Origin of the sequence: Caballeronia sp. Sq4a (assembly GCF_023170545.1) — a bacterium.
Lineage (GTDB): Bacteria > Pseudomonadota > Gammaproteobacteria > Burkholderiales > Burkholderiaceae > Caballeronia.
The window spans coordinates 741,905-767,053 of the sequence record NZ_CP084251.1 but is presented as its reverse complement, the minus strand read 5'-3'; the positions used below and the strand labels follow the sequence as shown (position 1 = coordinate 767,053).

At 64.3% G+C, this 25,149-nt stretch carries 22 protein-coding genes; 5 read left to right on the top strand and 17 right to left on the bottom strand.

The window, feature by feature from the left end; all coding sequences use genetic code 11:
• Positions 1-35: 35 nt before the first annotated feature.
• The 5 genes from LDZ24_RS17485 to LDZ24_RS17465 all read right to left on the bottom strand — a co-directional run bounded on the left by LDZ24_RS17485 (position 36) and on the right by LDZ24_RS17465 (position 6,894).
• Positions 36-1,487, bottom strand: coding sequence for an efflux transporter outer membrane subunit (locus LDZ24_RS17485; protein ID WP_248322495.1), 1,452 nt, complete (start codon positions 1,485-1,487; stop codon positions 36-38).
• The gene (locus tag LDZ24_RS17480) at positions 1,484-2,758 is read right to left on the bottom strand and encodes an efflux RND transporter periplasmic adaptor subunit (protein ID WP_248322494.1); all 1,275 of its coding nucleotides are present in this window, start codon (positions 2,756-2,758) and stop codon (positions 1,484-1,486) included. Before LDZ24_RS17480 ends, LDZ24_RS17485 begins: the two co-directional genes overlap by 4 nt.
• Before the next feature lie 24 nt (positions 2,759-2,782).
• The gene (locus tag LDZ24_RS17475; protein ID WP_248322493.1) at positions 2,783-5,959 is read right to left on the bottom strand and encodes an efflux RND transporter permease subunit; all 3,177 of its coding nucleotides are present in this window, start codon (positions 5,957-5,959) and stop codon (positions 2,783-2,785) included.
• Between the two features lie 230 nt (positions 5,960-6,189).
• A complete protein-coding gene (locus LDZ24_RS17470; RefSeq protein ID WP_248322492.1) occupies positions 6,190-6,453 on the bottom strand; it encodes a DUF4148 domain-containing protein in 264 nt (87 codons plus the stop codon).
• Positions 6,454-6,615: 162 nt separating this feature from the next.
• Positions 6,616-6,894: a DUF4148 domain-containing protein gene (locus tag LDZ24_RS17465; protein ID WP_248322491.1), complete on the bottom strand. Its 279-nt coding sequence runs from the start codon at positions 6,892-6,894 to the stop codon at positions 6,616-6,618.
• 268 nt (positions 6,895-7,162) lie between these two features.
• Here LDZ24_RS17465 and LDZ24_RS17460 point away from each other — a divergent pair, with 268 nt between their 5' ends.
• Entirely contained in the window at positions 7,163-8,494 is a 1,332-nt protein-coding gene (locus tag LDZ24_RS17460; protein WP_248322490.1) for an Nramp family divalent metal transporter, read from the top strand.
• Positions 8,495-8,523: 29 nt separating this feature from the next.
• On the opposite strand, the gene motB is transcribed toward LDZ24_RS17460, so the two are convergent.
• Together motB and motA are read right to left on the bottom strand one after the other, a co-directional pair.
• The gene (gene motB, locus LDZ24_RS17455; RefSeq protein WP_248322489.1) at positions 8,524-9,507 is read right to left on the bottom strand and encodes a flagellar motor protein MotB; all 984 of its coding nucleotides are present in this window, start codon (positions 9,505-9,507) and stop codon (positions 8,524-8,526) included.
• A gap of 33 nt (positions 9,508-9,540) precedes the next feature.
• Positions 9,541-10,410: a flagellar motor stator protein MotA gene (motA, locus tag LDZ24_RS17450; protein WP_248322488.1), complete on the bottom strand. Its 870-nt coding sequence runs from the start codon at positions 10,408-10,410 to the stop codon at positions 9,541-9,543.
• 234 nt (positions 10,411-10,644) lie between these two features.
• Between motA and LDZ24_RS17445 the strand changes: the two genes are divergently transcribed.
• A complete protein-coding gene (locus LDZ24_RS17445) occupies positions 10,645-11,481 on the top strand; it encodes a helix-turn-helix domain-containing protein (protein ID WP_248322487.1) in 837 nt (278 codons plus the stop codon).
• A gap of 120 nt (positions 11,482-11,601) precedes the next feature.
• Positions 11,602-11,874 carry a hypothetical protein gene (locus LDZ24_RS17440; protein ID WP_206469460.1) on the top strand — a complete coding sequence of 91 codons (273 nt, stop codon included), beginning with the start codon at positions 11,602-11,604 and terminating at the stop codon, positions 11,872-11,874.
• A gap of 78 nt (positions 11,875-11,952) precedes the next feature.
• Here the strand turns inward: LDZ24_RS17440 and LDZ24_RS17435 are convergent, their stop codons facing one another.
• From LDZ24_RS17435 to LDZ24_RS17425, 3 genes are all read right to left on the bottom strand, one after another.
• Positions 11,953-12,120 (bottom strand): hypothetical protein, encoded by a 168-nt coding sequence (locus LDZ24_RS17435; RefSeq protein WP_206469462.1) that lies wholly within the window; start codon positions 12,118-12,120, stop codon positions 11,953-11,955.
• A 66-nt stretch (positions 12,121-12,186) separates the two neighbouring features.
• Complete coding sequence (locus LDZ24_RS17430) at positions 12,187-13,623, bottom strand: MFS transporter (RefSeq protein WP_248322486.1); 1,437 nt, start codon at positions 13,621-13,623, stop codon at positions 12,187-12,189.
• Positions 13,624-13,730: 107 nt separating this feature from the next.
• Entirely contained in the window at positions 13,731-15,023 is a 1,293-nt protein-coding gene (locus LDZ24_RS17425; protein WP_248322485.1) for an MFS transporter, read from the bottom strand.
• Between the two features lie 490 nt (positions 15,024-15,513).
• On the opposite strand from LDZ24_RS17425, the gene LDZ24_RS17420 reads away from it, so the two are divergent.
• Positions 15,514-16,257: a response regulator transcription factor gene (locus tag LDZ24_RS17420; RefSeq protein WP_206469465.1), complete on the top strand. Its 744-nt coding sequence runs from the start codon at positions 15,514-15,516 to the stop codon at positions 16,255-16,257.
• A gap of 620 nt (positions 16,258-16,877) precedes the next feature.
• On the opposite strand, the gene LDZ24_RS17415 is transcribed toward LDZ24_RS17420, so the two are convergent.
• From LDZ24_RS17415 to LDZ24_RS17395, 6 genes are all read right to left on the bottom strand, one after another.
• Complete coding sequence (locus LDZ24_RS17415; protein WP_248322484.1) at positions 16,878-17,384, bottom strand: DUF2628 domain-containing protein; 507 nt, start codon at positions 17,382-17,384, stop codon at positions 16,878-16,880.
• A gap of 168 nt (positions 17,385-17,552) precedes the next feature.
• A complete protein-coding gene (locus LDZ24_RS27990; RefSeq protein WP_256465395.1) occupies positions 17,553-17,687 on the bottom strand; it encodes a hypothetical protein in 135 nt (44 codons plus the stop codon).
• Positions 17,688-17,812: 125 nt separating this feature from the next.
• Positions 17,813-18,094, bottom strand: a complete 282-nt coding sequence (locus tag LDZ24_RS17410; protein ID WP_248322483.1) for a DUF333 domain-containing protein — start codon at positions 18,092-18,094, stop codon at positions 17,813-17,815.
• Positions 18,095-18,218: 124 nt separating this feature from the next.
• Positions 18,219-19,253 (bottom strand): S1C family serine protease, encoded by a 1,035-nt coding sequence (locus LDZ24_RS17405; protein ID WP_248322482.1) that lies wholly within the window; start codon positions 19,251-19,253, stop codon positions 18,219-18,221.
• A gap of 68 nt (positions 19,254-19,321) precedes the next feature.
• Positions 19,322-20,218: a DUF4922 domain-containing protein gene (locus LDZ24_RS17400; RefSeq protein ID WP_248322481.1), complete on the bottom strand. Its 897-nt coding sequence runs from the start codon at positions 20,216-20,218 to the stop codon at positions 19,322-19,324.
• 694 nt (positions 20,219-20,912) lie between these two features.
• Positions 20,913-21,443 (bottom strand): Lrp/AsnC family transcriptional regulator, encoded by a 531-nt coding sequence (locus LDZ24_RS17395; RefSeq protein ID WP_248322480.1) that lies wholly within the window; start codon positions 21,441-21,443, stop codon positions 20,913-20,915.
• Positions 21,444-21,581: 138 nt separating this feature from the next.
• Here LDZ24_RS17395 and mdeB point away from each other — a divergent pair, with 138 nt between their 5' ends.
• Positions 21,582-24,296 carry an alpha-ketoglutarate dehydrogenase gene (gene mdeB / locus LDZ24_RS17390; protein WP_248322479.1) on the top strand — a complete coding sequence of 905 codons (2,715 nt, stop codon included), beginning with the start codon at positions 21,582-21,584 and terminating at the stop codon, positions 24,294-24,296.
• Here mdeB and LDZ24_RS17385 read toward each other — a convergent pair.
• On the bottom strand, positions 24,293-24,940 hold the full coding sequence (locus LDZ24_RS17385) for a phosphoribosyltransferase (RefSeq protein ID WP_248322478.1): 648 nt from the start codon (positions 24,938-24,940) through the stop codon (positions 24,293-24,295). The two genes, mdeB and LDZ24_RS17385, sit on opposite strands and share 4 nt — an antisense overlap.
• Positions 24,941-25,149: the final 209 nt, after the last annotated feature.

The window sequence follows — 25,149 nt, the reverse complement described above, 5'->3', positions numbered from 1 at the left end:
GTGTTCAGTGTGTGCTTATTGTGTCGCGGCGGTATTCACTTGGCCCGCGCGTCGGCGACATCTTGCGTCTGCGCCGGTTCGCTCACATCCCATCCGCCGCCCAATGCCTTCACGAGCGCGACCGATACCGTATGCTGCTGGCCGCGAATCTGCACGTCCTGCCGCTCGCTCGTGAGCAACTGCTGCTGCGCCGTGATGACATCGAGATAGGCGACGAGGCCGCCGGAATAGCGGTCATTCGCGAGCGAGAGCAGACGCTGCGCATCCATCACGGCGGCATGCGACTGTTTTGCCGCGCCGTCCAGCACGGAGAGCCCGACGATGCCGTCCTGTACTTGCTGGAACGCGTTCAGCACGGTCTGACGGTAATTCGCTTCGGTTGCGCGATACCCCTCGCTCGCGAATGCGACCGCCGCCGAGCGACGGCCGCCATCGAACACGACCTGGCTCGCCATCGTGCCGATGGTCCACAAGAGACTCGGCGCAGAGATCAGGCTCGTGAGCGCGGTGCTTTCCCAGCCGATGGAGCCGTGCAACGTGAGGCTCGGAAAGAACGCGGCTTTCGCGACCCCGATCTGCGCGTTGGCGGCGGCCATCGCGCGTTCCGCGGACGCGACGTCGGGTCTGCGTTGCAGCACGTCGCTCGGCACGCCGAGCGGTATCGGCGGAATCGGGCGTTCATCGACCTTCGCGGCAATCGAGAATCGCGGCGCGGGCGTGCCGACCAGCGCGGCGATCGCATGCTCGTATTGCGCGCGCTGATTGAGCAGCAGTTGCGCTTGCACACGCGTCGAATCGAGCTGCGATTGCTGTTGCAACACATCGAGGCCGGATACCGCGCCGAGACTATGCTGCGTGTTCACGTAGTCGAGCGCCTTCTCCTGCAACTGCACCGAGCGATTGAGCACGTCTATCTCAGCATCGAGTTCGCGCATCGAGAAGTAAGCGCTCGCGAGATCGGTGGTCAAGACGAGGCGCGCGTTGGCGAGGTCATCGCGCGTCTGGTCTTCCGATGCCTGCGCGCTTTCCACTTCGCGGCGAATGCGGCCGAACAGATCGAGGTCGTAATCGACCGTGGGCGCGAGCTTGAGGTCGTTCTGCACGGTCGACATGCTCGGCGTGCTGTAGTTGTTCACCGGGCGATTGCGCGAAGTGCGCGTGCGTGCCGCCTGTGCGCCAAGATCTACTTCGGGCAGCGCGAGCGATGACGTCTGCGCGAGTGTCGCGCGAGCCTGCTCGTAATGCGCGCTGGCGGCGGCGAGCGTCTGGTTCTGCGCGAGCGCCTGCGTTTCGAGCCCGTCGAGAACGTCGTCATTGAAGCCGCGCCACCAGTCGAGAGCAAGCGGCGCATGCGAAGGCTCGCCCACGCGCCAGTACGAGTCCGTCTTCCATGTCGGCGGCGTCTCGGCAAGCGGGCGCTGATAGTCGGGTCCGACCGTGCAGGCCGCGAGCATCGACAGCAACGCGATAGAGGCGATGCGTCTCATGATGCGGCCTTCTTGTCGCTCGCCTGCTGCTCGGGTTGCTGCGGTTGTTGCTGCTGCTCGTGCTGCTGGCCTTGTTGCGGCGCGATCACGACATGATCGCCGTCCGCCACCGAGTCGCTCGGGTTGATGATGATCTTGTCGTTCGCTTCGATGCCGCTCTCGATTTCCAGCGTCTGGCCGAGATCCTGCGCGATCACGATCTTGTGGAGATGCACATGTCCGCTCGAATCGACGACGGCGAGGCGCGGACCCTCCGAGCGAAACAACAACGCATTGCCGGGAACGATCAGGCGCGCATGCGCGACGGACGGCACCGCGACCTGCACATACGCGCCGGGGCGCAGACGTCCATCGGCATTGGGCAACGTCACTTCGATTTGCAGCGAACGCGTGGGCACGTCGATCGCGCCGGAGATGTGCGTGATCTTGCCGTGGAACTGTTGTCCCGGCAACTCGGCTTGCGTGACGACCACCTGCTGCCCGACCGACACGTTCTGCGCGTACGCCTGCGGCAGTTGCACATACACGCGCAACGGATCGGACTGCGCGAGCGCAAAGAGCGCACGGCTTGCGCCACTGCCCGCATCGATGAGATCACCGACATCGACATTGCGCTGTGTGACGACGCCAGCGAACGGCGCCACGATACGCTTGAACGATTCGAGCTGGCGCAGGCGCTTCACGTTGGCATCGGCTGCCGCGAGGTTCGCGACATCCTGGTTATAGGTGCTCTGGCGTTCATCCAGTTCCTGCTGGGAAACCGCATCGCGTTGGCGCAATTGCTTCCACCGTTCGAGCGATGTCTTCGCAAGCCCGAGGCTCGATGCGGTCTGGTCGCGTTGCGCGACGGCCTGCGCGAGTTCCTGATCGATCTCGGGCGTGTCGAGATCGGCGAGCAATTGTCCTTGCTTCACGCGCGCGCCGATATCGACGTACCAGTGCAGCAGATAACCGGTTGCGCGCGCGTAGATCGGCGACTCGACGAAGCCGCGCAACGTGCCCGGCAGCGTGGTCTCGCCGCTGCCGTCCGTCTGTGTCGGCGACGCCACGTTGACGTATTGCTGCGCGTTCTGCTGCGTGCGCGTGGCGACCGAACGGTTATGCAAGAGGTCGCTCACGACCGTGCGCGCGGCGCCTATCGCCAGCAGCGCGAGCACGATCACGATTGCAATCTTCGCGCGCTTCCATTCGAGATTGCGCGGCGGCAACGCCGGGCCTTCGTCGGGATCGCGAGCGGGAATGGCCAGCGATGCGTGGTTCTTTTCAGTCATGTTCGGCTTCGGGCGTAATGCGGTTCAATGTTGATCGTGATGCTGCGCTTCGTCTTTGCGCCGCGCGCGGCGTGCGAGCCGCGCGTGAATGCCGGCGAACACGAGCGGCACGAAGAAGAGCGTCGATACCGTTGCGAAGAGCAGGCCGCCGATGACCGCGCGGCCGAGCGGCGCGTTCTGCTCCGCGCCTTCGCCGAGGCCGAGCGCCATCGGAATCATGCCGATGATCATCGCGAAGGCGGTCATCAACACGGGGCGAATGCGGCTCGCGCCGGCTTCGAGCGCGGCCGTGAGCGGCGGCGCGCCGGCCGCGAGGCGTTGCCTTGCGAAGGACACCATCAAGATGCTGTTGGCGGTGGCGACGCCCATCGTCATGATTGCGCCGGTCAGCGCCGGAACGGACAGATGCGTGCCGGTGAGAAAGAGCATCCAGATGATGCCTGCAAGCGCGGCAGGCAATGCGCTCACGATGATGAGCGGGTCGATCCATGACTGAAAGTTCACGACGATCAGCAGATACACGAGGACGATCGCCATCGCGACGCCGACGCCCAGGCCGAAGAACGATGTGCGCATGGTCTCCACCTGTCCGCGCACGGCGATCTGGCTTCCGCGTGGCAGCGTGCCCCGCGCCTGATCGACGAGTTCGTTCACGCGACGCGCGACGCTGCCGAGATCGCGTCCTTCCACGCTCACGAAGATATCGATGACAGGGCGGATGTTGTAGTGCGACACGACCGCGAACTGACTCTGCGGCGAGAGGCGCACGAGGTTGCCGAGCAATTGCGTCGGCCCCGTGCCGGGCGCGGATACCGGCGTGCGCATCAGTTCATCGACCGACGATATCTGATACTGCGGCGTCTGCACCGCCATGTTGTATTCGACGCCGTTGCGCGGATTGAACCAGAAGCCCGGCGACGTCTGCGAGCTGCCCGACAGCGAAATCAGCACGTTTTGCGCGACATTGCTCGCAGACAGATTGAGCTGCTGCAAGCGCGTGCGGTCCATCACGAGATTGAGCGTGGGTTGGTCGAGCTTCTGCTGGATATGCGTGTCCACGTTGCCGGGGATCATGCGTATCTGCTTCATCAGGTTACTGGCAACCTGGAAATTGCCTTGCTGGTTTTGCCCTTGGATCTGCACGTCGATGGCCGCGGGAAGACCGAAGTTCAGGATTTGCGTGACGATATCCGCTGGCTGAAAGAAGAATTCGACGCCGGGAAAAAGGCGCGGCAGCAAGGAACGCAACTGGTCGATGTAGGTTTGCGTCGGCGCATGATCGGGCTTGAGCGCGACCTGTATCTCGCCATCCAGCGTGCCGATCGTGCCCGCGTTGCTATACGACAAGTTGATGCCGCTATACGGCAGGCCGAGGTTGTCGAGAATGGTGGCGAGTTCGTCCTGCGGCACGACCTTGCGCACGACTTTCTCCACTTCGTCCGCAAGACGCGCCGTTTCCTCGATGCGCGTGCCGGTCGGGGCGCGCATGTGCATGCGGATATCGCCGGCATCCACGCTCGGGAAGAAGTCTTCGCCGAGCACGAATACCAGTCCTGCCGACAACAGACAGAACCCCAGAAATAGCGAGCCGAAGACGCGTCGCCGCACGAGCAGGCTGCTCAGAATGACGATGTAAGCAGCGCGCATGCGTTCGAAGCCATGATCGAACCGGCGATGCAGCCGCATGAAAAGATTCGGTTTGGCCTTCGCATCCGCTGCGTGCGCGTGTCCCATCAAAAGCATCGCGAGCGTCGGCACGAGGGTGCGCGAGAGCACATAGGACGCGAGCATCGCGAAGACGACGGCTTCCGCGAGCGGCACGAACAGGTAGCGGGCCACGCCGGTCAGGAAGAACATCGGCACGAACACGATGCAGATGCATAGCGTCGAAACGAGCGCTGGCACGGCGATTTCGCCCGCGCCTTCGAGAATCGCTTCATGCAAGTCTGTGCCCATGTGCAGATGGCGCTCGATGTTCTCGATCGTCACGGTCGCGTCGTCGACCAGTATGCCGACAGCAAGCGCCAGGCCGCCGAGCGTCATGATGTTGATGGTCTGCCCGAGCGCATGCAATGCGAGCAGCGAAGAAAGAATCGACAACGGAATCGAGACAGCGATGATGCACGTGCTGCGCCAGTTGCCGAGGAAGAGCAGGATCATCGCGGCGGTCAGCGCGGCGGCAATCAGCGCTTCGCGCACCACGCCTTCGACGGCGGCCTTGACGAAGACGGACTGGTCGAAGAGCGCCGTGATCTTAAGATCTTGCGGCAGCGCCGCGCGCGCTTGCGGCAAAAGGCTGTGCAACGTATTGACGATGGCGAGCGTCGACGCATTGCCGTTCTTCAACACGGAGATGAGCACGCCGCGCCGGCCGTCCTGTCGCACGATATTCGTCTGCGGCGAGGAGCCGTCGCGTACGTGCGCCACTTCGCGCAAGTACGTGGTGGCGCCGTTCACCGTGCGCACCGGGATGTCGTTCAGGCCCGCAACCGTCGTCGGCGAGCCGTTCATGTTGATCGTGTATTCCTTCGAGCCGATCTTCGCGGTCCCGGTCGGAAGAATCAGGTTCTGCGCGTTGACGGCGCTCACCACGTCTATCGGCGTGAGGCCCTTGGCAAGAAGCGCGCGCGTGTTCAGGTCCACGGAAATCAGGCGCGTCTTGCCGCCATACGGATACGGGACGGCCGCGCCCGGAATGGTCACCAGTTGCGGGCGCAGAAAGTTGAGCGCGGTGTCGTTCAGTTCCTGTTCCGACTGCTTGGGACTCGACAGGCCGAGCTGGATCACCGGAATACTCGACGCCGAATAACTGATGACGAGGGGCGGTGTCGCGCCCGGCGGCATCTGCTTGAGCTGCGCCTGTTCGACGGCGACCGTCTGCGCAATCGCCGTCTGAATGTTGGCGGTCGGCTGCAGGAACAGCTTGATGATCGCGATGCCCGGAAGCGACTGCGACTCGATGTGCTCGATGTTATTGACCGTCGTCGTGAGACTGCGCTCGTTGACGGACGTGATGCGATTGGCGATGTCCTGCGACGACAAGCCCGTGTACGTCCAGATGATGCTGACCACGGGAATGTCGATCTCTGGCAGCACGTCTACCGGCGTCGTCAAGAGGACGAACGGCGTGGCCAGCACGATCATGATGGCCATGACGATGAACGTATAGGGGCGCTTCAGCGCAACGTTGACGATCCACATTGAGTCGTTAGGAGAGTGCGGGGAAGGGCGCCGGAATCGTGCTTGTCAGCGCGCGGCGTTCCACGAAGAGGCGGGCGCCTTACGTTCGGTGCCGATATGGTAGTGCGCGGGCACCAACGAGATAATGACGCGAAAATGGCGCTGCCGTCATATTCGATCGATTACGCCCGAACGTTCGGACGTTTATGAATCGCGGAGCGACCGCGCGAGCCGATCGCTCCGTAATGGCATCAGTTCACGTTGCCGTTGGTGTCGTTGGGTGATGATTGCGGAGCCGCCGTGCGATACACGCTTGCGCCGGTATAGATGCCCTCGCGTCGGTCGAGGAAGCTGCCGGGATATCGTTGATCGTCGACGCCCGGAAAGTATCCGGCCCGCTCGGCTCGGATCAGGTCGTCGCGGACTTGCTGCCGTGTCAGACCGTTCGACTGCGCGGCGGCGGCAAGCGGCGAGAGTGCGAACACAACGATGGCAATGCGCGTGACTGGCTTCATGGCGAACTCCTCATGCAGATGATGGACGGACGCAAATCCAATGCGTCCACGGCAGAGCCGCCGTGGACCGGTCCATTGTAAGCACGAGCGTTAGCAAGAATTCGCCTGTTTGCGGCGGTTTTATCGGACGCTGCGAGGGAATGCAGTGAACGAATGCGCGGACTATTGCGGCATCTGCTGCGAAGGCGTATTCGACATCGTACCGCCCGAGGCCGACGTGCCTTCCGGCGATGCGCCATACGCCGTGCCTTCATGCACGCGTGCTTCGGCCGCTTCGATGTCATTGGGATAGAACGCCTCGCGTGCCGCCGGCCGATAGCCGGCCTGCTCCAGTTGCTGAAGGTCCTGCTTGACCTGATCGCGCGTGAGGCCTTGCTGGGCCATCGCGGCGACGGGCGAGGCGATGAGCGCGGCGGCGACGATACGCATGACGAGTTTCATGGCGAACTCCTGATACGGGTGAATGGCGATCGCGGCATGCGGTCGGGACGGTGAGCGAAAGCAGAGAACAGCGCTTTCGCCACGGCTGAATTCTATTTGTCGTACCGTGACGAGATGCTGGCGCGCACATGACGTTTCAGTCAGCGGCGCACGCGTGTCGGCTGCCTGAAAGACGGCACGGCCAGTGATAGACTCGCCTGCGCGCGAAGCCCGCCCATCGGACGAAGGGTTCAACGCCGCGCCTTTTCATCGAACCGGATACGATCAATTGCCGTTCAAGCTGCCGACTACCGCTACCGCTCCGTTCTGCCCGTCAGAAGTGAAAGGCTCCGTCGTCGTTGCGCCGGGCACGCCGCTATGGAAGAAGCTGCTGCAATTCGCGGGGCCGGGGCTGCTCATCTCGATCGGCTACATGGACCCGGGCAATTGGGCAACCGACATCGAAGCAGGCTCGCGCTATGGCTATAGCCTGCTGTTCGTCGTCGTGTTGTCGAGCATCGCGGCGATGGTGCTGCAATGCCTGTCGATGCGCCTCGGCATCGTCACCGGCCGCGATCTCGCGCAGTTATCGCGCGAGCGTTACGCGAAGCCTGTCGCCAATGCGCAATGGATGCTCGCGGAGTTGTCGATCATCGCGTGCGATCTCGCCGAAGTGCTCGGCGGCGCGCTCGCGTTTCATCTGCTCTTCGGCTGTTCGCTGATGTGGGGCGTGATTCTCACGGCATTCGATACGCTGATCGTGCTGGGGCTGAAGGGCAAGAACTTCCGCGACCTCGAAGCGATCATGCTCGGGCTCATCGCGACCATCGGCGTGGGATACATCGTGGAACTGGCGCTCGTCAGACCGCACTGGCCGTCCGTCGCGGCGGGACTCGTGCCGTCGATCAACGTGCTGTCCGAGCGCGAGCCGCTCTATCTCGCCATCGGCATTCTGGGCGCGACCGTGATGCCGCATAACCTGTATCTGCATTCGTCCATCGTGCAGACACGCGTGGTCACTCGCGAGCCGAAGGCTCTCGCTTCATCGATCAGGCTTTCGCGGCTCGACACTATTGCGTCATTGATGCTTGCGCTCCTGATCAACGCCGCGATCCTGATTCTCGCGGCCTCCGCGTTTCATGCGACCGGTCACACGCAAGTGACCGAAATCGAGGACGCATACAAGCTGCTCGCGCCCATCGTCGGCAGCGGGCTTGCCGCGATTTTGTTCGCAGTGACGCTCTTCGCTTCGGGTCAGAGCTCCACCTTCACGGGGACCATTGCAGGGCAGGTCATCATGGAAGGCTTTCTACGCCTGAAGATTCCGTGCTATCAGCGGCGCTTCATCACGCGGGCGCTCGCGCTCGTGCCTGCGCTGATCGGTGTCTATATGCTCGGTAACGGCGCGGTCGGCAAGCTGCTCGTCGCGAGCCAGGTCGTGCTGAGTCTGCAATTGCCGTTCGCGCTGTATCCGCTGATTCGCATGACGAGCGATCGCACGCTCATGGGCAGCTTCGCGAACGCGTCGCATACGAAGCTCATCGCGTGGCTGCTTTTCGTCGTGATCAGCGCCGCTAACATCTGGCTCGTCGTGCAGACCGCGACGGAGTGGTTCGCGTAAGCGCGAGGCTCACGCGAACCAATTACGGCTTACTTGACGACAGCGACCGGCGTGTTCGATTTCGCCGCGACGGCAGCGGGAATCGCAGCGTCGGCGGGCAGTGCCTGATCGACCGTCGTGCGTCCGCCATCGCGGAAGAACGCGAGTTCAGCCGCCTTGTTCAGCACGAGAATGCTGATGCGCCGGTTCGTCGGCTCGTCGATGACGTCCTTGTTGAGCGGCAGGACGTCGGAGAGACCGCGCACCTGCAGCACCTTGCCTTCGTTCATGCCACCGGCGACCAGCGCGCGCCGCGCCGCGTTCGCGCGCTCGCTCGACAGTTCCCAGTTCGAATAGCCTTTCTGGTTGCCGGAGTAAGGCACGGCATCCGTATGCCCTGCAATCGACACGCGATTGTCCACGTCGTTGAGCGATGCGCCGATGTTCGACAGAATCGTCGTCACATAGCTTTCGAGCTTCGAGCTGCCCGATGCGAACATCGGCCGCTTCAGTGAATCGACGATTTCGATGCGCAAGCCTTCGCTCGTGATCGCAATGCGGATCTGATCCCTGAACGCGCGCAATGCGGGCGTGTTTTCGATCAGCGCGGTCAGCTTTTGCTTCAACTGTTGAAGACGCTGCATGTCGTCGACAGCGACTGCCGCGCGCGCGATGGAAGGCGGCACCGGCTGCGTCTGGCTCTTGTTGGCTTCGCCGGGACGCGAGCTGGACAGGTCCTTGCCGCCGCCGTTGACGACGCTCGTATGCGCGGAGGCGCCGCCTTCGTTGCCGAACAGCGCCGAGAGCGGCGTATTGAAGTATTGCTCGATGCCTTCCTTGTCGTACTTCGACGTGGAGCCGAGCAGCCACATCAAGAGGAAGAACGCCATCATTGCAGTCACGAAGTCCGCGTAGGCAATCTTCCACGCGCCGCCGTGATGGCCGCCGTGGCCGCCGCCCTTCTTCTTGCGACGCACGACGACAGTGGGCGCGAGCACGGATTGCAACGGGTCGCGTGACGGTCTTTCAGCCATGAACGATGCTCCTTGTGTCTACGCAGCAGCGGGTCAGGCCGACTTCGGCGTCTTGGTGGCGCGCACGGCGTCGTCCAGTTCCTTGAAGCTCGGACGGTCCGCCGTGAAGAGCACCTTGCGGCCGAACTCGACAGCGACCGTCGGCGCGTAGCCGTTCATCGATGCGAGCAGCACGGACTTCACGCACTGGAACGGCTTGGCTTCGGCGGCGCCCTTCGCGTTGAGCAGGTCCGCGAGCGGGCCGATGAAGCCGTATGCGAGCAAGATGCCGAGGAACGTGCCGACGAGCGCACCCGCGATCATCTCGCCGAGCACGGCGGGCGCAGCGCCCACCGAGCCCATCGTATGCACCACGCCCATCACCGCGGCGACGATGCCGAATGCCGGCAAGCCATCGGCCATCTTCTGAATGGCGTTCGCGGCCACCGCGCTTTCCGTGTGATGCGTCTCGAGTTCCTCGTCCATCAGGTCCTGCAATTCGAGCGCGTTCACGTTGCCCGCCGACATCATGCGCAGGTAATCGACGATGAAATCGAGCAGGTGATGATCCGCCATCACGTGTTCGTACTTCTGGAAGACCGGGCTGGACTCGGGCGCGTCGACGTCTGCTTCGAGCGCCATCATTCCTTCCTTGCGGGCCTTTTGCAGCAGTTCGTACAGCAACGCGATGAGCGACAGGTATTTCTCTTTGCTATACCCACCGCCTTTGAAAACCTTGGGCAGCGCCTGCAATGTTTTCTTGAGCGTGGACGTGGGGTTCGATACGACGAAAGCCCCGATGGCCGCGCCGAAAATACACAGCAATTCGAAAGGCTGAACGAGGGCCGCGAGGTGACCGCCGACCCCCATGAAGCTCCCGATGACGGAGCCGATGACGACTACCCATCCGATAACGACAAACATGATTTCTCCGCAAATGTCCGGGCGTTGCGAGCCGTGCGCGCTCGTCAGCGAAACACGCACGGCTCGCAATGCATTGTCTGCATGATGCTGGGCTTTTTAACGGCGCAGTACACGCCGACATTTAGGGTGGCGCCCGCAAACATTTCGACGCGGCCTCGCCCGAGGTAAAACTTACGGCGTGCTTTACGCGCAAGGTAATGGATTGCTGCCGTGCGCTTCGTCTAACATCGGCGCATGGACACGACACTGACAGAAGCTAAGCCGCGCGCGCCGGGCGTCACGCCTGCCACGGTCGGCATGTTGCTGCGCGAATGGCGTCAGCGCAGGCGCATGAGTCAGCTGGAGCTTGCTTGTATAGCGGACGTTTCGACGCGCCACTTGAGCTTTATCGAATCCGGACGCTCCGTGCCGAGCCGCGATATGTTGATCCGGCTCGCCGAGCAACTCGACGTGCCCTTGCGGGAGCGCAATGCGCTCTTTCTCGCCGCGGGCTATGCGCCGCTGTACAAGGAGCGGGCATTCGCGGACCCGGACCTCGAGCCCGCGCGGCATGCCGTCGAGCTCGTGCTGAAGGGCCACGAGCCGTATCCCGCGCTCGCGGTGGATCGTCACTGGACGATGATCGCCGCCAACGCCGCGCTGCAACCGCTCGTCGCGTCGGCGGATGCGTCCTTGCTTGCGCCGCCGGTCAACGTGCTGCGCCTCTCGCTGCATCCGCGCGGGCTCGCGAGCGTCATCGAGAACTGGCACGAGTGGCGGGCGCATCTGCTCGCGCGGCTGCGTCGGCAGATCGACGTGTCAGGCGATCCGACGCTCGCCGCGCTGCTCGACGAACTCGAAGCGTATCCGGCGCCGCCGCACGCGGGACGCGCCGAACGCGGCGCAACCGATCCTGTCGTCGTGCCGCTGCGCTTGCGCACGGAGTTCGGCCTGCTGTCGCTCATCAGCACGACGACGGTGTTCGGCACGCCGGTCGATATCACGCTTTCCGAGCTCGCAATCGAAGCGTTTTTCCCCGCAGACGACGCCACCGCGCGCATACTCCATCGGGCGCACGGCGAGCGTCGCTGACGGGTGATGTGGAACCTGCTGCCGCCGCGCGAATCAATCAACAGGAGGGGAGCGGCGTGCTGCCATACGCGCGCGCCGGTGCCTGCGTCAGCTTTTGTCCAACCAACGCAGAAGGCAGCCATGATTCAGACATTCGAACACGTGATCGGCGGCGAGCGCATGCAGTTTTGCGCGAGCATCGCGGAAGGCGGCGGACCGCAGCGCGTCATCATCAGCCGGGCGGACTCGGCGGAATCGCTCGTCATCGTCCAGGCCGATGGCATCATCGGCACGATCAGGGCGGAAGTGGAAGCGCCGGATACGTTCGTCGCGGACGCAGTGCGCAAGGCGCAGCAGGACGCGTTGATCGAACGCGCGCTGGAAACCGGCGAGGTTCAGACGACGAGCCTCTAGCGTGTTTTTATCCGACCGATGCCCGCGCAGCCCGGAAGGGTGCGCGGGCATTCGTGTCATGCGGACATGAACGAGCCGCTACATGCGCGGCTCGCCGTTCTTCGGATCGGCCGGGACGAGCGGCATCGCGGAATCGGGACCGTCCGGCATGTCGGGATCGTCGGGATTCGGCGCGGCATCCGGATCGAGCAACTTGTCCGGATCCGGTTCGACGGTTTCTTCCGGGGCGTGTGGCTGGCTGGACATGATGCGGGTTCTCCTTGAAGTGACTTGAGCCGGTTCGCAACCTGTGTTCCCGCCGATGCCCACGCGCTATTTCACCGCGCGTCGCGGCCGGTTCGCCGCTTCATTGTCGTCCGTCGCCGTCCCGCCGCGCACGCCACGCGCGATGACTGCCGCGCACGCCAGCATCGCCACCGACGCAGCCGCCGACCAGCGCACCGCATCGACGATGTGCGCCGATGCCGCCGCGCCTCCCGCTTGGCCCGCCAACGCGCCGAACGCGGCCACGCCCATTGCGCCGGCGGCCTGCCGCGCGGTGTTCAGCACGGCCGACGCCGTGCCTGCGCGCCGCTGGCCGACGGTGCCGAGGAGCGCCGTGGTCATCGCCGGGACAGCCACGCCCATGCCGGACGGAATCAGCAGAAACGGAAGCAGCAGAGCGACCGTCGGCGTATGGGCATCGACGAATGCAAGCGACGCGAAACCCGCCGCGTCGAGCAATGCGCCGGCGATCATCGGGCCGCGCGAGCCGAAGCGCGCCACCACCGGACCGCTCGCGAGATTCGACAACAGGAAGCCGCCCGTGAGCGGCAAAAACGCGAGGCCGGTCTGCAACGGCGTCTGGCCGAGCACGCGTTGCAAATACAGACTCAGCACGAACACGCTTCCATAGTAGGTGAAGTTCACGGCGATGCCGAACAGCACCGCGGCGCTGAAGGTGCGCTCGCCGAAGAGCGCGAGCGGGAGCATCGGCGCGCGGCTTCTTCTTTCGACTGCGATGAACGCGGCCGTCGCCGCCACCGCGATCGCGAATGCGCCGGTCACCAGCGGATGCGACAGCCCGAGCGGCCGTGCTTCGATCACCGCGCCGACCAGCGCCGTGAGCGCGACGATGGCAAGCGCCTGGCCGCTCAGATCGATGCCGTCGCCGCGCCCGTGCGACGGCGACTCGTCCACCCATGCGAGCGTCGCCGCGACGCCCGCCGCGCAGATCGGCAGATTGACCCAGAAGATGCTGCGCCAGCCGAACGCGGCGATCAGCGCTCCGCCGACAATGGGGCCTGCCGCGATGGACACCGCGCCCGCCGCCGTCCACAAGCCAACCGCGCGCGCCCGCACGCGCCTGTCCTGGCCGCACGCGGCGTTCAGCAGCGCGAGCGAATTCGGCAACATCGCTGCCGCACCGACGCCCTGAATCGCGCGGGCGGCGATCAGCTGCGCGGCATCGCGTGAAAAGGCGCACGCCAGTGAAGCGAACGCGAAGACCGCGAGACCGCCGACGAACAGCCGCCGCGCGCCGAACCGGTCGCCGAGCGAGCCGGCCAGAAGCATCAGCGCGGCGAATGCGAGCGCGTAGGCGTCCACGGTCCATTGCAGGCTCGCGACGCTCGCGCCGAGATCATGTGCGATGCTCGCGAGCGCGACGTTCACGATCGACACATCGAGCTGCGAGACGACGAAGCCGACACTCGTCGCGGCCACGACGCACAACTGGCGGGAAGACAGGTTCGAGTTCATGCCGCTCATCGTAGGCGCGTGGCGCGCGGGATGTTTCGGCCTCGCCTGAAATGAAAATGGCGCACCGCCGAGGCGTGCGCCATTGTCTTGCCGTCACAACGGAACGGCTCGCGGGTTCAGCGCGCCTCCTTGATGAAGAGCGCGGTCACCGCGCCGACCACGCACAGCGCGCCGACATACAGCGCGGGCGCGGCCGGGCTCGATTTCATCATCAGCGAAACGACGATCGGCGTGAGTCCGCCGAACACCGCATACGCGACGTTGTACGAAAACGAGATGCCCGAAAAGCGCACGGCGGGCGGGAACGACTTGACCATCACGAACGGAATCGCGCCGATCACGCCGACCGTGAAGCCCGTGAGCGCGTACCACGGCAGCAGCGTCGAGGCATCGAGCGCCACTTGCTGGAACAGCGCGTAGTACGAGCCCGCCAACAGGAACGCGCCGACGAAAAGCGTCTTGCCCGCGCCGATGCGGCCGGCAATCGCGCCCGCGAGCACGCAGCCGACCGTAAGGCACAGCGTCGCGGCGCAGTTCGCGATCAGCACCGTGGCCGGCGCAATGTGGAACTGCTTCTGGAGCAGCGTGGGCGTCATCAGGATCACGACGACGATGGCGGCCGAGAGCATCCACGTGAGCAGCATCGACACGATGACGGCGCGGCCGTGGTCGCGCAAAACGGCCTTCAGCGGGAGTTCCGCCGCGAGCGATTTGCGCTTCTGGAGTTCGGCGAACACCGGCGTTTCATGCAGCCAGCGGCGCAGATAGACCGAGCAGAGTCCGAACAACCCGCCGAGCAGGAACGGCAGACGCCACGCGAAGCTCGCGACATCGGCAGGAGCAAACGTCTTGTTGATGGCCGTCGCGATCAGCGAGCCGAGCAGAATGCCCGCGGTCAGGCCGGCCGTGAGCGTGCCGCACGCATAGCCGATGTGACGGCGCGGCACGTGTTCCGAGACGAAAACCCATGCGCCCGGCACTTCGCCGCCGACCGCCGCGCCCTGCATCACACGGAAAACCAGCAGCAGAACGGGCGCCATCAGGCCGAGGGACGCGTACGTGGGCAACAGACCCATCAAGAGCGTCGGGACCGACATCAGCAGGACGGAGAGCGTGAACATGCGCTTGCGTCCGAGCAGATCGCCGAAATGCGCCATCACGATACCGCCGAGCGGCCGCGCCAGATAACCGGCGGCAAAGATGCCGAAAGTCTGCAATTGGCGCAGCCAGTCAGGAATGGACGCCGGGAAAAACAGCTGGCCGATGACCGGCGCGAAGAACACGAAGATGATGAAGTCGTAGAACTCGAGCGCGCCGCCGAGCGCGGCGAGCGCGAGCGTCTTGTAATCGCCACGCGTGAGCGCGCGGCCGGCGGCGTGCGACGCGCCGTCGAAAGGTGTTGCCTGCATCGAATGAGAACCCGTAATGAGAAAAGCCACGCGTGCGGTCGAGCGACGCATGGGACGAGGCGATGCCCTGCGGGATGTCGGACGCGCCGGGTGAGCGCGAAAACGGGAACGACTGGGGCGCGGTCCAAAACCGGCGCCCGTCACCGCGCTGCGCATGTCGGCGGACAGCCGTGTCGCAGCTTGCGCTCGCGCCGTCTCGGTAAGGCGGCGGAAGCGGGGACTTTCGGCTCGATGTAAGCCGAAGGCGGCATGTTACAGGATGTAAGTCGCCACTACACAAAAAATCACGTTTAGATGTGGCGCGCTCGCGCCATTGGCGGCGCGCGGCGGTTACATGCGTTGACATTTCGGAGGAGTCCGATGGGAAAGGGTGGGCGCGCTGACCAGAATGCGTGCCTGTATTGCCGTCTCTTTTTGTAACGAGACGCCCGGGGAGATGCCGCGAGAAGCGGTATCGGCCCATGTCCTCAGACTCATCAGGCTTGACACTATGCGCGTCGCCGTTTTGCAAACCGACCCAAGTTACCGAAATCTCATCGCCGAAGTCGTCAAACGACTCGGACACACTGTCGTCACCTTCGGCGACGGCCTGCTGCTTTCCAAGGCGCTGTCGCGTTCGACCGTGGATCTGCTGATCCTCGACTGGAACTCGACGGGCCTCTGCGGTCTCGATCTGCTGAAATCCGTGCGCTCGAGCTTCGGCGAGCGCGTTCCCGTGATGTTCGCCACGGCCGACGGCGCCGAGCACAACGTCGTCTGCGCGCTGACGGCGGGCGCGGACGACTTCGTGGTCTATCCCATCCGTCCGGGCGAATTCGGCGCGCGTGTCGAAGCGTTGCTGCGCCGCGCGTACCCGACGACGTCCAGCGCGTGCCTGGAGATCGGGCCGTATCGCTTCGATTCGCGCCAGCAGACCGTCACCGTGCGCGGCCGCCCGGTGCAATTGAGCGGCACGCAGTTCCGGCTGGCGCAGCTCTTCTTCTCGAATATCGGTCGGGTGCTGTCGCGCGATCACATTTTCGCGATGGTGTGGGGCCGCGAATTCCGCGAAACCACGCGCACCATTGATAGCCATGTGTCGCGCCTGCGTCTCGCGCTCGAGATCGAGCCGGTGAATCACTTCCGTCTGCAGCCGGTGTACAAGAGCGGCTATCGGCTGCTCCATCTTTACGACGACGGCGAGGACGCGGGCGACGATCGCGTGGAAACGGAGCATGCGCGAATCGCTGCTTGAGGCGTTTGAACGAAGCTGATCGGAGATGCCGTCGTGAGACGGCATTTTTGTTTTTGCAAGCCGGATGCAGCGCTTTGGCTTGCGACGCTCGTCGCACGATAGCGGCAAGCGCGGCAGGCGCTTGCGCTCTCTGGCCGGGCGATGGATGCGGGGCAGCATGTCAGCGCGAGCATCGCCGGGGCGTCGTGCGCGGTGAGACGGGAGGCGCACCGTGCGTTGGTCGCGGTGGGGTAGGCGCGGCATCGGCGGCCACGCGACGGCGGACAGCATGTGCGACATCGCCCCGAGGAGCGATGCGTCGGCCCGACTCGCGCCTTTCCGGCTCGCGCGGCGCCGGGGCTCGCGCTGCGTCGGACTTGCGCGAACGCGGCGCCTTCTGCGCAGCGGCAGGCTCTTTTCGACGGCGGGCGGCGCCGAAGTGCTGAACAGCGCCGCATTGCGCCGAGCGAAGACGCCTCTCGTCAGCCCAAAACGAGAAGTCGCGGGGCATGTGCGAGCCGGTGATTCCTCAGCCGTTCGCGACTGCCCCAGTGCGCGGGATTAGACAACCGAGCCGGGTGAATCGAATGCAGCGGGCCACTTGTTCACACGTTGCATTGCGACCCAACTTAGACACTGTCTCACGCGCTCATTACCGCCACGACCGTGAGCACAATAATCGCAATACCGAGAAGCCACGCGGCGACGGGATTCGTGCCTCCACGACGGAGTAACTCAGCGTCGCGTATTTCGGCCGGTAAGGGAGAATCGCTTACCTTCTTGATGATCTTTTCGGCGTGCGCCAAGTAAATGGAATTCCCGCATAACCCCATTGCCAGCGGAAATGCGTAGGAAAGCGCACGATTGATGCCCTCGCTCAGCGAAGACGTGGCTAAGGCACAAACCAGAGCGATTGCAATGTATGCGGCGGCTTGCCAGTGCATTTTCCTGTACACGAGCCAGACCGGCCCTAGTAGGAATGCGGCGCCGTTCCAGCTTCGCTTCGACGTGCGCGGGTTCTGAATCACCCATTTGCGACTGTAGTAGTCGACATTCTTTCCCACGAACAGTGCCATGTCGCGATCAAGTTGAAATGATGCGGATCGTGCGTCGGTTTCTGACACGGCTTGCTCATTGATTTGATTCATCGGCGATTTTTATTGTATTAATCAAAAGCAAACAGCTTCGCACGATCGGCGTAGTGGCGTCCATGTGTGCGCCCCGGTTTGATAAAATGTTTAAATTCATTAGGCAGGCTAAACGACGATGCAAATCAAATTTCGGGACTCCGTCGTTTGGTGTCATGCGCCCGTCGATTAGTGAAAAAGCGAAGTGAGCAGGCGTGCAAGCGTCTCGAGAATCGTCGTCGGCACCACCTCATTCTGGGAATTGCGGCGCAGGCCAGATGCGTGGGTCAGGGCTGCGACGTCGATCAGGAAAAAGGGGCTCATGATTCGTTACCTCAGTTGCGTTTGAATAGGTGCAATTTTGAGATAGCGTGCCTTTGCTTGCCATCGGACGTATCTCAAAATTGCGCCGGCTTTGCGCTACGAGGAAACGCGCCCAGCAGGACCCGTTATTTTTGGTCGGGCGAGCATTGGCCGCGCAGCAGCGCCCATTCCTCGCACGACTTGCCGCTTGGAAAGCGGCACATGCCGATCTGGCCGTCGTCGCTATCAACGATTTGCGGCGTCCCGCCTCGGCGGATGCAATTCGTGGAAGCCGGGTTGGGTAGTCCTATCTGCGAATCGGCGCGCGAGGCGGGCTGGTCTGCAGGAACGCCGGTGGCGGAAGGGACAGGCGACATGCACGCTGCCAGTAGAACGGCAACGGCGAATGAGGTGGCGAGCTTGAACATGGACGAGCGACTCTATTCGGAAACCTGAGCACTGCGAATATATCAAGCGCTCCCCGCGCCGTCGAATTCTCGCGCCGTCGGTTCGAGCCGAGCGGAGCGTGGCGCGCCGCCCGCCCGCCAACCCTCATCCCGTCTGCTCAACCGGCGTCACGTCGACCTCGATCATCTGCGTGCCGCGCAGCACCGCGACCTTCACCGCGCGTTCGATACGCGATGCATCCAGCGCGCGCTGCAAGCCGTCGACGCTATCGACGTTCACGCCATCCACCGCGACGATACGGTCGCCCGTGCGCAGTCCGCCCAGCGCGGCCGGGCTGCCCTTGACGACTTCCATGACGTGCACCGCGCTCGCCGACGTCAGCCCGAAGAAGCGTTGCACGCGCCGCGACACCGGCGCCGTCGTTCCCGCCACGCCGATATACGCGCGCCGCACGCGTCCGTACGCGAAGATCTGCATGATGACCCACTTGGCCGTATCGATGGCAGTCGCGAACGAAATGGCCTGCGCGCCCGAAATGATGGCTGTGTTCACGCCGATCACCTGTCCCGCCGAATTGATGAGCGGACCGCCCGAGTTGCCGGGATTAAGCGCGGCATCGGTCTGGATCACGTCGTAGATCATGCGGCCGGAGGTGGAGCGCAGCGACCGCCCGAGCGCCGAGACGACGCCTGTCGTCACCGTCTGAGCGAGGCCGAGCGGATTGCCGACCGCGATCGCGATCTGGCCGACGCGCAGCTTGCCCGATTCCCCCAGTTCGACGTGCGGCAGCGGCTCAGGCGAGCCGATGCGCAACACCGCGAGATCGCTGCCCGGATCGTCGCCGACGAGATCGGCGTGAAAGTGCGCGCCGTCAGCGAGCGTCACGGTAATGCGCGTCGCGCCGTGAACGACGTGGCTATTGGTCAGCAGATAACCGTCGGGCGTGAAAATGAAGCCCGAGCCGGTGCCGCCCGCCTGACGGCGCGCGCCGCGGGCATCGGCCAGTTCGCGCTCGACCGAAATGAAAACGACGGCCTGCTGCACGCGTTCCAGCGCGCCGATCACGGTGCGCGAATACGCATCGAGCAACGCGGTGTCGTCGAGCGGCTGCGGCGGTGACTGCGAGGCGTCTTGCGGGCCGCGCGCAAGATCGTCGATGAATTGTGGCCGGCTTCCCATGTTGGACTCCCGATATTCGAGAGGCGAAATGCAGGCCGCGCCGGCGGTTTTCAAGCCCGCGCGGCGGCTCAGACGCGGCCGGCGGCGCGGGCGAGCAGGTTCATCGGCCCGAGCGTTTCGACGATGCGGCGCTGGGCATCGTCGCGCACGAAAAGCGAGCCGGCGAAGCCGAGCGCGTTGATCGCGATGCCTTCGACATCGGCCGCCGTGCGCGGCACCGCGAGCATCCAGCGGCGCGTGACGAGCAAGTTGTACGGCGCGGCCTGATGCGTTGCCCCGGCGACATCGAGCGGCTCGACGCCAATCGCGTCCAGCAACCGTCGATACGTGTCGTGCGCGTGTTGCGGCGTGTTGTCGGACGGGGCGTCGAGCCACGCCGCCGCGTGACCGAACGCGAGCCCCGGCACGCGGAAGATCGCGCGGTCCTTCGCGTTCCGGATCAACGGCTCGATGGGCGCCGCGAGACCGTCGAGCGGCAGCCGTACCATCTGCATGTGTTTGTGCGGCTGGCTCGATCCGGCGACGGCGCCGCCGTTGTAGAAGCCGAGTCCGTCGAACTGGTTCAGGCACGCGAGCAGGGCGGCGAAGTCGTCGGTATCGAGCAAGGCTTCCTGTGGCTCGAACTGCGTGGTCACGATCAGCAGATGGTGCGCGAGGACATTGAACTTGTTCAACAACAGGAAATGCCGCTCGCCGATATCGCCGACGCGCAGGGCGTCCTCGCACGGCGAGAACGGATCGCGCCACGCGCTTGCCGCATCGGTGGCAGACTTGGCCGCGAGCTTCGCGGCCTCTTCCTTGCGCGCGAGATTCGCCGCTTGCCGCACGAGAAAGCGCACGCCGCCTTCTTCGATGACATGCTCGATCGTGTCGAACGGACGCAGCGCGCCGCACGCGAGCGCGCGCGCCGTCTGCTCGACGACGGCTTCCCATGAAGGCGCTTCTGGCAGTGAAGTTGAGCTCATGTTTCTGACGAGTGATTGCCGGAACGAGCATTCTGCTGCGTCTGCGCACATTGCGTGCAGAAGCTGTTTCCGGGCGGCCGCTATGAAACGTCTGCGCAGCGAAACGGCACGGAATAGCTTCGATAGTTCAGACTTTTCGGCGTTCATTTATTGCGGTGACTTGGATAGACTTTCTCGCACTCAGTCGTTCGCAAACGCAGTTATCCGTTCGTTGTACATAACGAATAGACGTCATGACTGAGCGCCACGCTGGTCCGGGATTGCGCGCGCAGCGCAGATCGCTTCCGGCGTATTACCTACATTCTTTGTTTTTAGCGAGAGGCACTCTCATGCAAAAGATCGACCGCGCAGCTCTGGTTCAGGCAAACATCGCTGGTGGCACCGCCAAGGCGTCGAGCACGTCTTCGTCCACCACCAATGTCTCCGTCACGATCACGGCTTAACGCTGCGACGTCGGCGTTACAGCACTATCGCTTCAACCGTTATTCAAGAAGGTATGCACATGCAAAAGATCGAACGCGCTGCTCTGGCTCAAGCAAGCATCGCTGGCGGCACGGCCAAGGCGTCGAGCTCGTCGTCGACCAACACGACCGTGGACATCAAGATCTCGGCGTAAGGTCGCCGCTCTCTTCGTGAGAGCGTGACCCGGTTGTGCGAAGGCTCCCGTTTCAGGGGGCCTTTGTCGCAGGACAAGTCACTCCCAGTCTTCCTCGCCGTTCTTCGGCTCCGGCAACGTCAAACCGGACGCTGGCAGCGGCAGCGCCGTTTTGTAGCGCACCTGCTTGAGCGCGAAGCTCGAGCGAATGTTCGACACGCCCGGCATCTTCGTGAGCCGCTCCAGGATGAAGCGCTCCAGCGCCGCCACGTCGGGCAGCACCACGCGCAGCAGATAGTCGGCATCGCCCGTCATCAGATAACACTCCATCACCTCCGGGCGCTCGCTGATCGCCTGCTCGAAGCGCGCCAGCGCGTCCTTGATCTGCTTTTCCAGACTCACCTGAATGAACACGTTGATGCTGAGTCCCAGCGCCTCCGGACTCAGCAGCGTGACGTGTTGCCTAAAAAGCCCGGCTTTCTCCAGCGCGCGCACGCGATTGAAGCAGGGCGTCGGCGACAGGTTGACGGCGCGCGCAAGTTCCGAATTCGTAATGCGGGCGTTGTGTTGAAGCTCGTTGAGAATGCCAATGTCGATGCGGTCGAGCCGCTGCTTCGTCTGTGAGCTCATAGTTCAAACGTTCCTGTTTCGCGCGTTTTCGCAGAATAAGAACACTACCGCAAAGCGATCTCGCAGCCAAATGAGATGCACATTCTGTGCGCGAGTGGTTATCCTCGACTGATACTAGCCTGCCAGCGGAGCCGCGCCATGACCGATTTGTCGAACGGAACCAGTCAGCTTCTTTCTCTTGCGCGGGGGCGTGAAGACGCGGACCCCGGCGAAACAGCCGAGTGGCTGGATGCGCTCGATGCGGTCGTTGGCCACGTCGGGAAGGAGCGCGCGCAGTATCTGTTCGACCGCCTCGCGGAGCATGCGCTGTCGGTCGGCGTCGAATCGGCGCGGGCCCGCGCGACGCCATACGCCAACACCATTCCTGTCGAACAGCAGCCGCCGTATCCGGGCAACTTCGAGATCGAAGAGAAACTCGCCGGCGTGCTGCGCTGGAACGCGCTGGCCATGGTCGTGCGCGCGAATCGCGCCTACGGCGAACTCGGCGGCCATATCGCGAGCTACGCGTCGGCCGCGGATCTCTTCGAAGTGGGCTTCAATCACTTCTTTCGCGCAGCGGGCAGCGACCACGGCGGCGATCTCGTCTACTTTCAGCCGCACTCGTCGCCGGGCGTGTATGCGCGGGCCTTCCTCGAAGGCTTCCTCGATGAAGCGCACTTGCAGCACTACCGGCGCGAGATCGGCGGGCCGGGGCTGTGCTCATATCCGCATCCGTGGCTGATGCCGGATTTCTGGCAATTTCCGACGGGCTCGATGGGCATCGGGCCGATCAACTCGATCTACCAAGCGCGCTTCATGCGCTATCTGCAAAACCGCGGCCAGAAGCAGACGGAAGGGCGCAAGGTCTGGGGCTTTTTCGGCGATGGCGAGATGGACGAGCCAGAGTCGATCGGCGCGCTGTCGCTGGCTTCGCGTGAACGGCTCGACAACCTTGTGTTCGTCATCAACTGCAATCTGCAGCGGCTGGATGGACCGGTGCGCAGCAACGGGCGCATCGTCGACGAACTCGAAGCGCAGTTCACCGGCGCGGGCTGGAATGTGATCAAGGTGCTGTGGGGATCGGACTGGGACGCGCTTTTCGCGCGCGACCGCACCGGCGCGTTGCTGCGCGCGTTCGCGCATACCGTCGACGGCCAGTTTCAGACCTTCTCCGCCAACGACGGCCGCTACAACCGCGAGCGCTTCTTCGGCCAGAACCCGGAACTGGCCGCGCTCGCCGCGCATTTGTCGGATGAAGACATCGACCGTTTGCGGCGCGGCGGCCACGACGTGCGCAAGCTGCATGCGGCGTACGCCAAAGCGCTCGCCCACAAGGGCCAGCCGACGGTGATCCTCGCGAAGACGATGAAAGGCTTCGGCATGGGAACGGTCGGGCAGGGCCGCATGACCACGCATCAGCAGAAGAAGCTGGATCTCGACGACCTCAAAGCGTTCCGTGACCGCTTTCGCCTGCCGCTTTCCGATGCCGACGTCGAGGCGCTGAAGTTCTACAAGCCCGCCGACGACGCCCCGGAAATGCGGTATCTGCACGAACGCCGCGCGGCGCTCGGCGGCTACCTGCCGCGGCGACGCGCGAAGGCGTCGGAATCGCTCGTGCCGCCTGCGCTCGGCACGTGGGCGCAATTCGCGCTCGACAGCGCCGGCAAGGAGATGTCCACGACCATGGCGTTCGTGCGCATGCTCGGCAGTCTGATGAAGGACGCGACGCTCGGCCCGCGCATCGTGCCCGTGGTGGCCGACGAGGCGCGCACCTTCGGCATGGCGAATCTGTTCCGGCAGGTGGGCATCTATTCGCCGCTCGGCCAGCTTTACGAGCCGGAAGACATGGGCTCGATGCTCTACTACCGCGAGGACACGCGCGGGCAGATTCTCGAAGAGGGCATCTCCGAGGCGGGCGCGATCTCGTCGTGGATCGCGGCGGCGACCTCCTATAGCGTCCACGATCTCCCGATGCTGCCGTTCTACATCTACTACTCGATGTTCGGCTTCCAGCGCATCGGCGACCTGATTTTCGCGGCGGCCGACCAGCGTTCGCGCGGTTTTCTGATCGGCGCGACGTCCGGGCGCACGACGCTCGGCGGCGAGGGCTTGCAGCATCAGGACGGCACGAGTCATCTGACGGCATCGACCATTCCGAACTGCCGCGCCTATGACCCGGCGTTCGCGTACGAAGTCGCGGCGATCGTCGACGAGGGCATGCAGGAGATGTTGACGCGCCAACGCGACGTGTTCTACTACCTCACCGTCACGAACGAGAACTACGCGCAACCCTCCGCGCCCGGCAAAACGCTCGATCCGGCCACGCGCGAAGGCATTCTGCGCGGCATCCACCGCATTTCCGGCGCTGACGAGGCGAGTAGCGCTCAGTTGCAACTGCTCGGTTCGGGCGCGATCCTGAACGAGGCGATCGCCGCGCGCGCCATGCTCGAAGCCGACTGGAACATCGCGGCGGCCGTGTGGAGCGTGACGAGCTATGCGGAACTGCATCGCGATGGCGCGGCGTGCGAGCGCATGGACCGCCTCTCCGACGACGCGCCGACGCCCTATGTGACGCGCGCGCTGCAGGCATCGCGCGGGCCGGTGATCGCCGCGACCGACTACGTGCGCGCGGTGCCCGAGCTGATTCGCGCGTATGTGCCGCGCCGTTATGTGACGCTCGGCACCGACGGGTTCGGGCGCAGCGACACGCGGCAGTCGCTGCGCGCGTTCTTCGAGGTGGACCGCGTGGCCATCGTGCTTTCGGCGCTGAAAGCGCTGGCGGACGACGGCCTGATCGAGCGCGCGGTGCTGCGGCTCGCACGGGAGAAGTACGGCGCGACGCATGCCGAACGCGACGCTCCGTGGACGCGCTAGGCGCTCAGTCCTAGAAGCGCGCGCACTTCGTCGTCGCTCGTCTGCTCGAAGTCGATGTAAAACTGCCCGACGCCCAGAAAGTGACGCGGCTGAAGCACGCAGACGCATGCATCGACGGCTTCGGCGAAGCGCGACGCCGCATCCAGCGGCGCGACCGGCAACGCCGCGATCAGGCGCGCGGGCGCGGCGCCGCCGTTGCGCAGCGACATCGCGGCGGCGCGCATGGTGGCGCCGGTGGCCATGCCGTCGTCCACGACGATCGCGACCTTGCCGGCGGTATCGAGCGGCGGACGCGACCCGCGATACATCGCCTCGCGCCGGGCCAGTTCGGCGCGCTCGCCCTCGATCACGGCGTCGAGTTCGGGCTTGCTGACGCCCGCATAGCCGACGATGCGGTCATCGAGATAGAAGGCGTCGCCGGACGCGATCGCGCCCATCGCAAGCTCGGGCTGCGACGGCACGCCCAGCTTGCGCACGATGAGCACGTCCAACGCAGCGCCAAGCGCGCTCGCCACTTCGAAGGCTACCGGCACGCCGCCGCGCGGGAGGCCGAGCACGATTACGTCGTCGCGGTTCGCGTAGTCGGCGAGCAGCGTGGCGAGTTCGCGGCCGGCTTCGCGCCGGTCCTTGAAGAAGGAGTCCATGTGGCTTGGGTCTTGCCGGCGCGTGGGGCTGTCGTCCTGATCGACATCACGCCGGGGCACGCGTGATGGCCGCACGGCGCGGGTCGCCGGGCGTTTGCGCGCATCCGCCTAGAGGAGCATCCCTACATCGTAGGCGATAAATCGTCTGTTACCCATGTGAACGAGCGCTCGCGCACGGCGGCGCGGCACGAACCGGCCCGGCGAAAAAA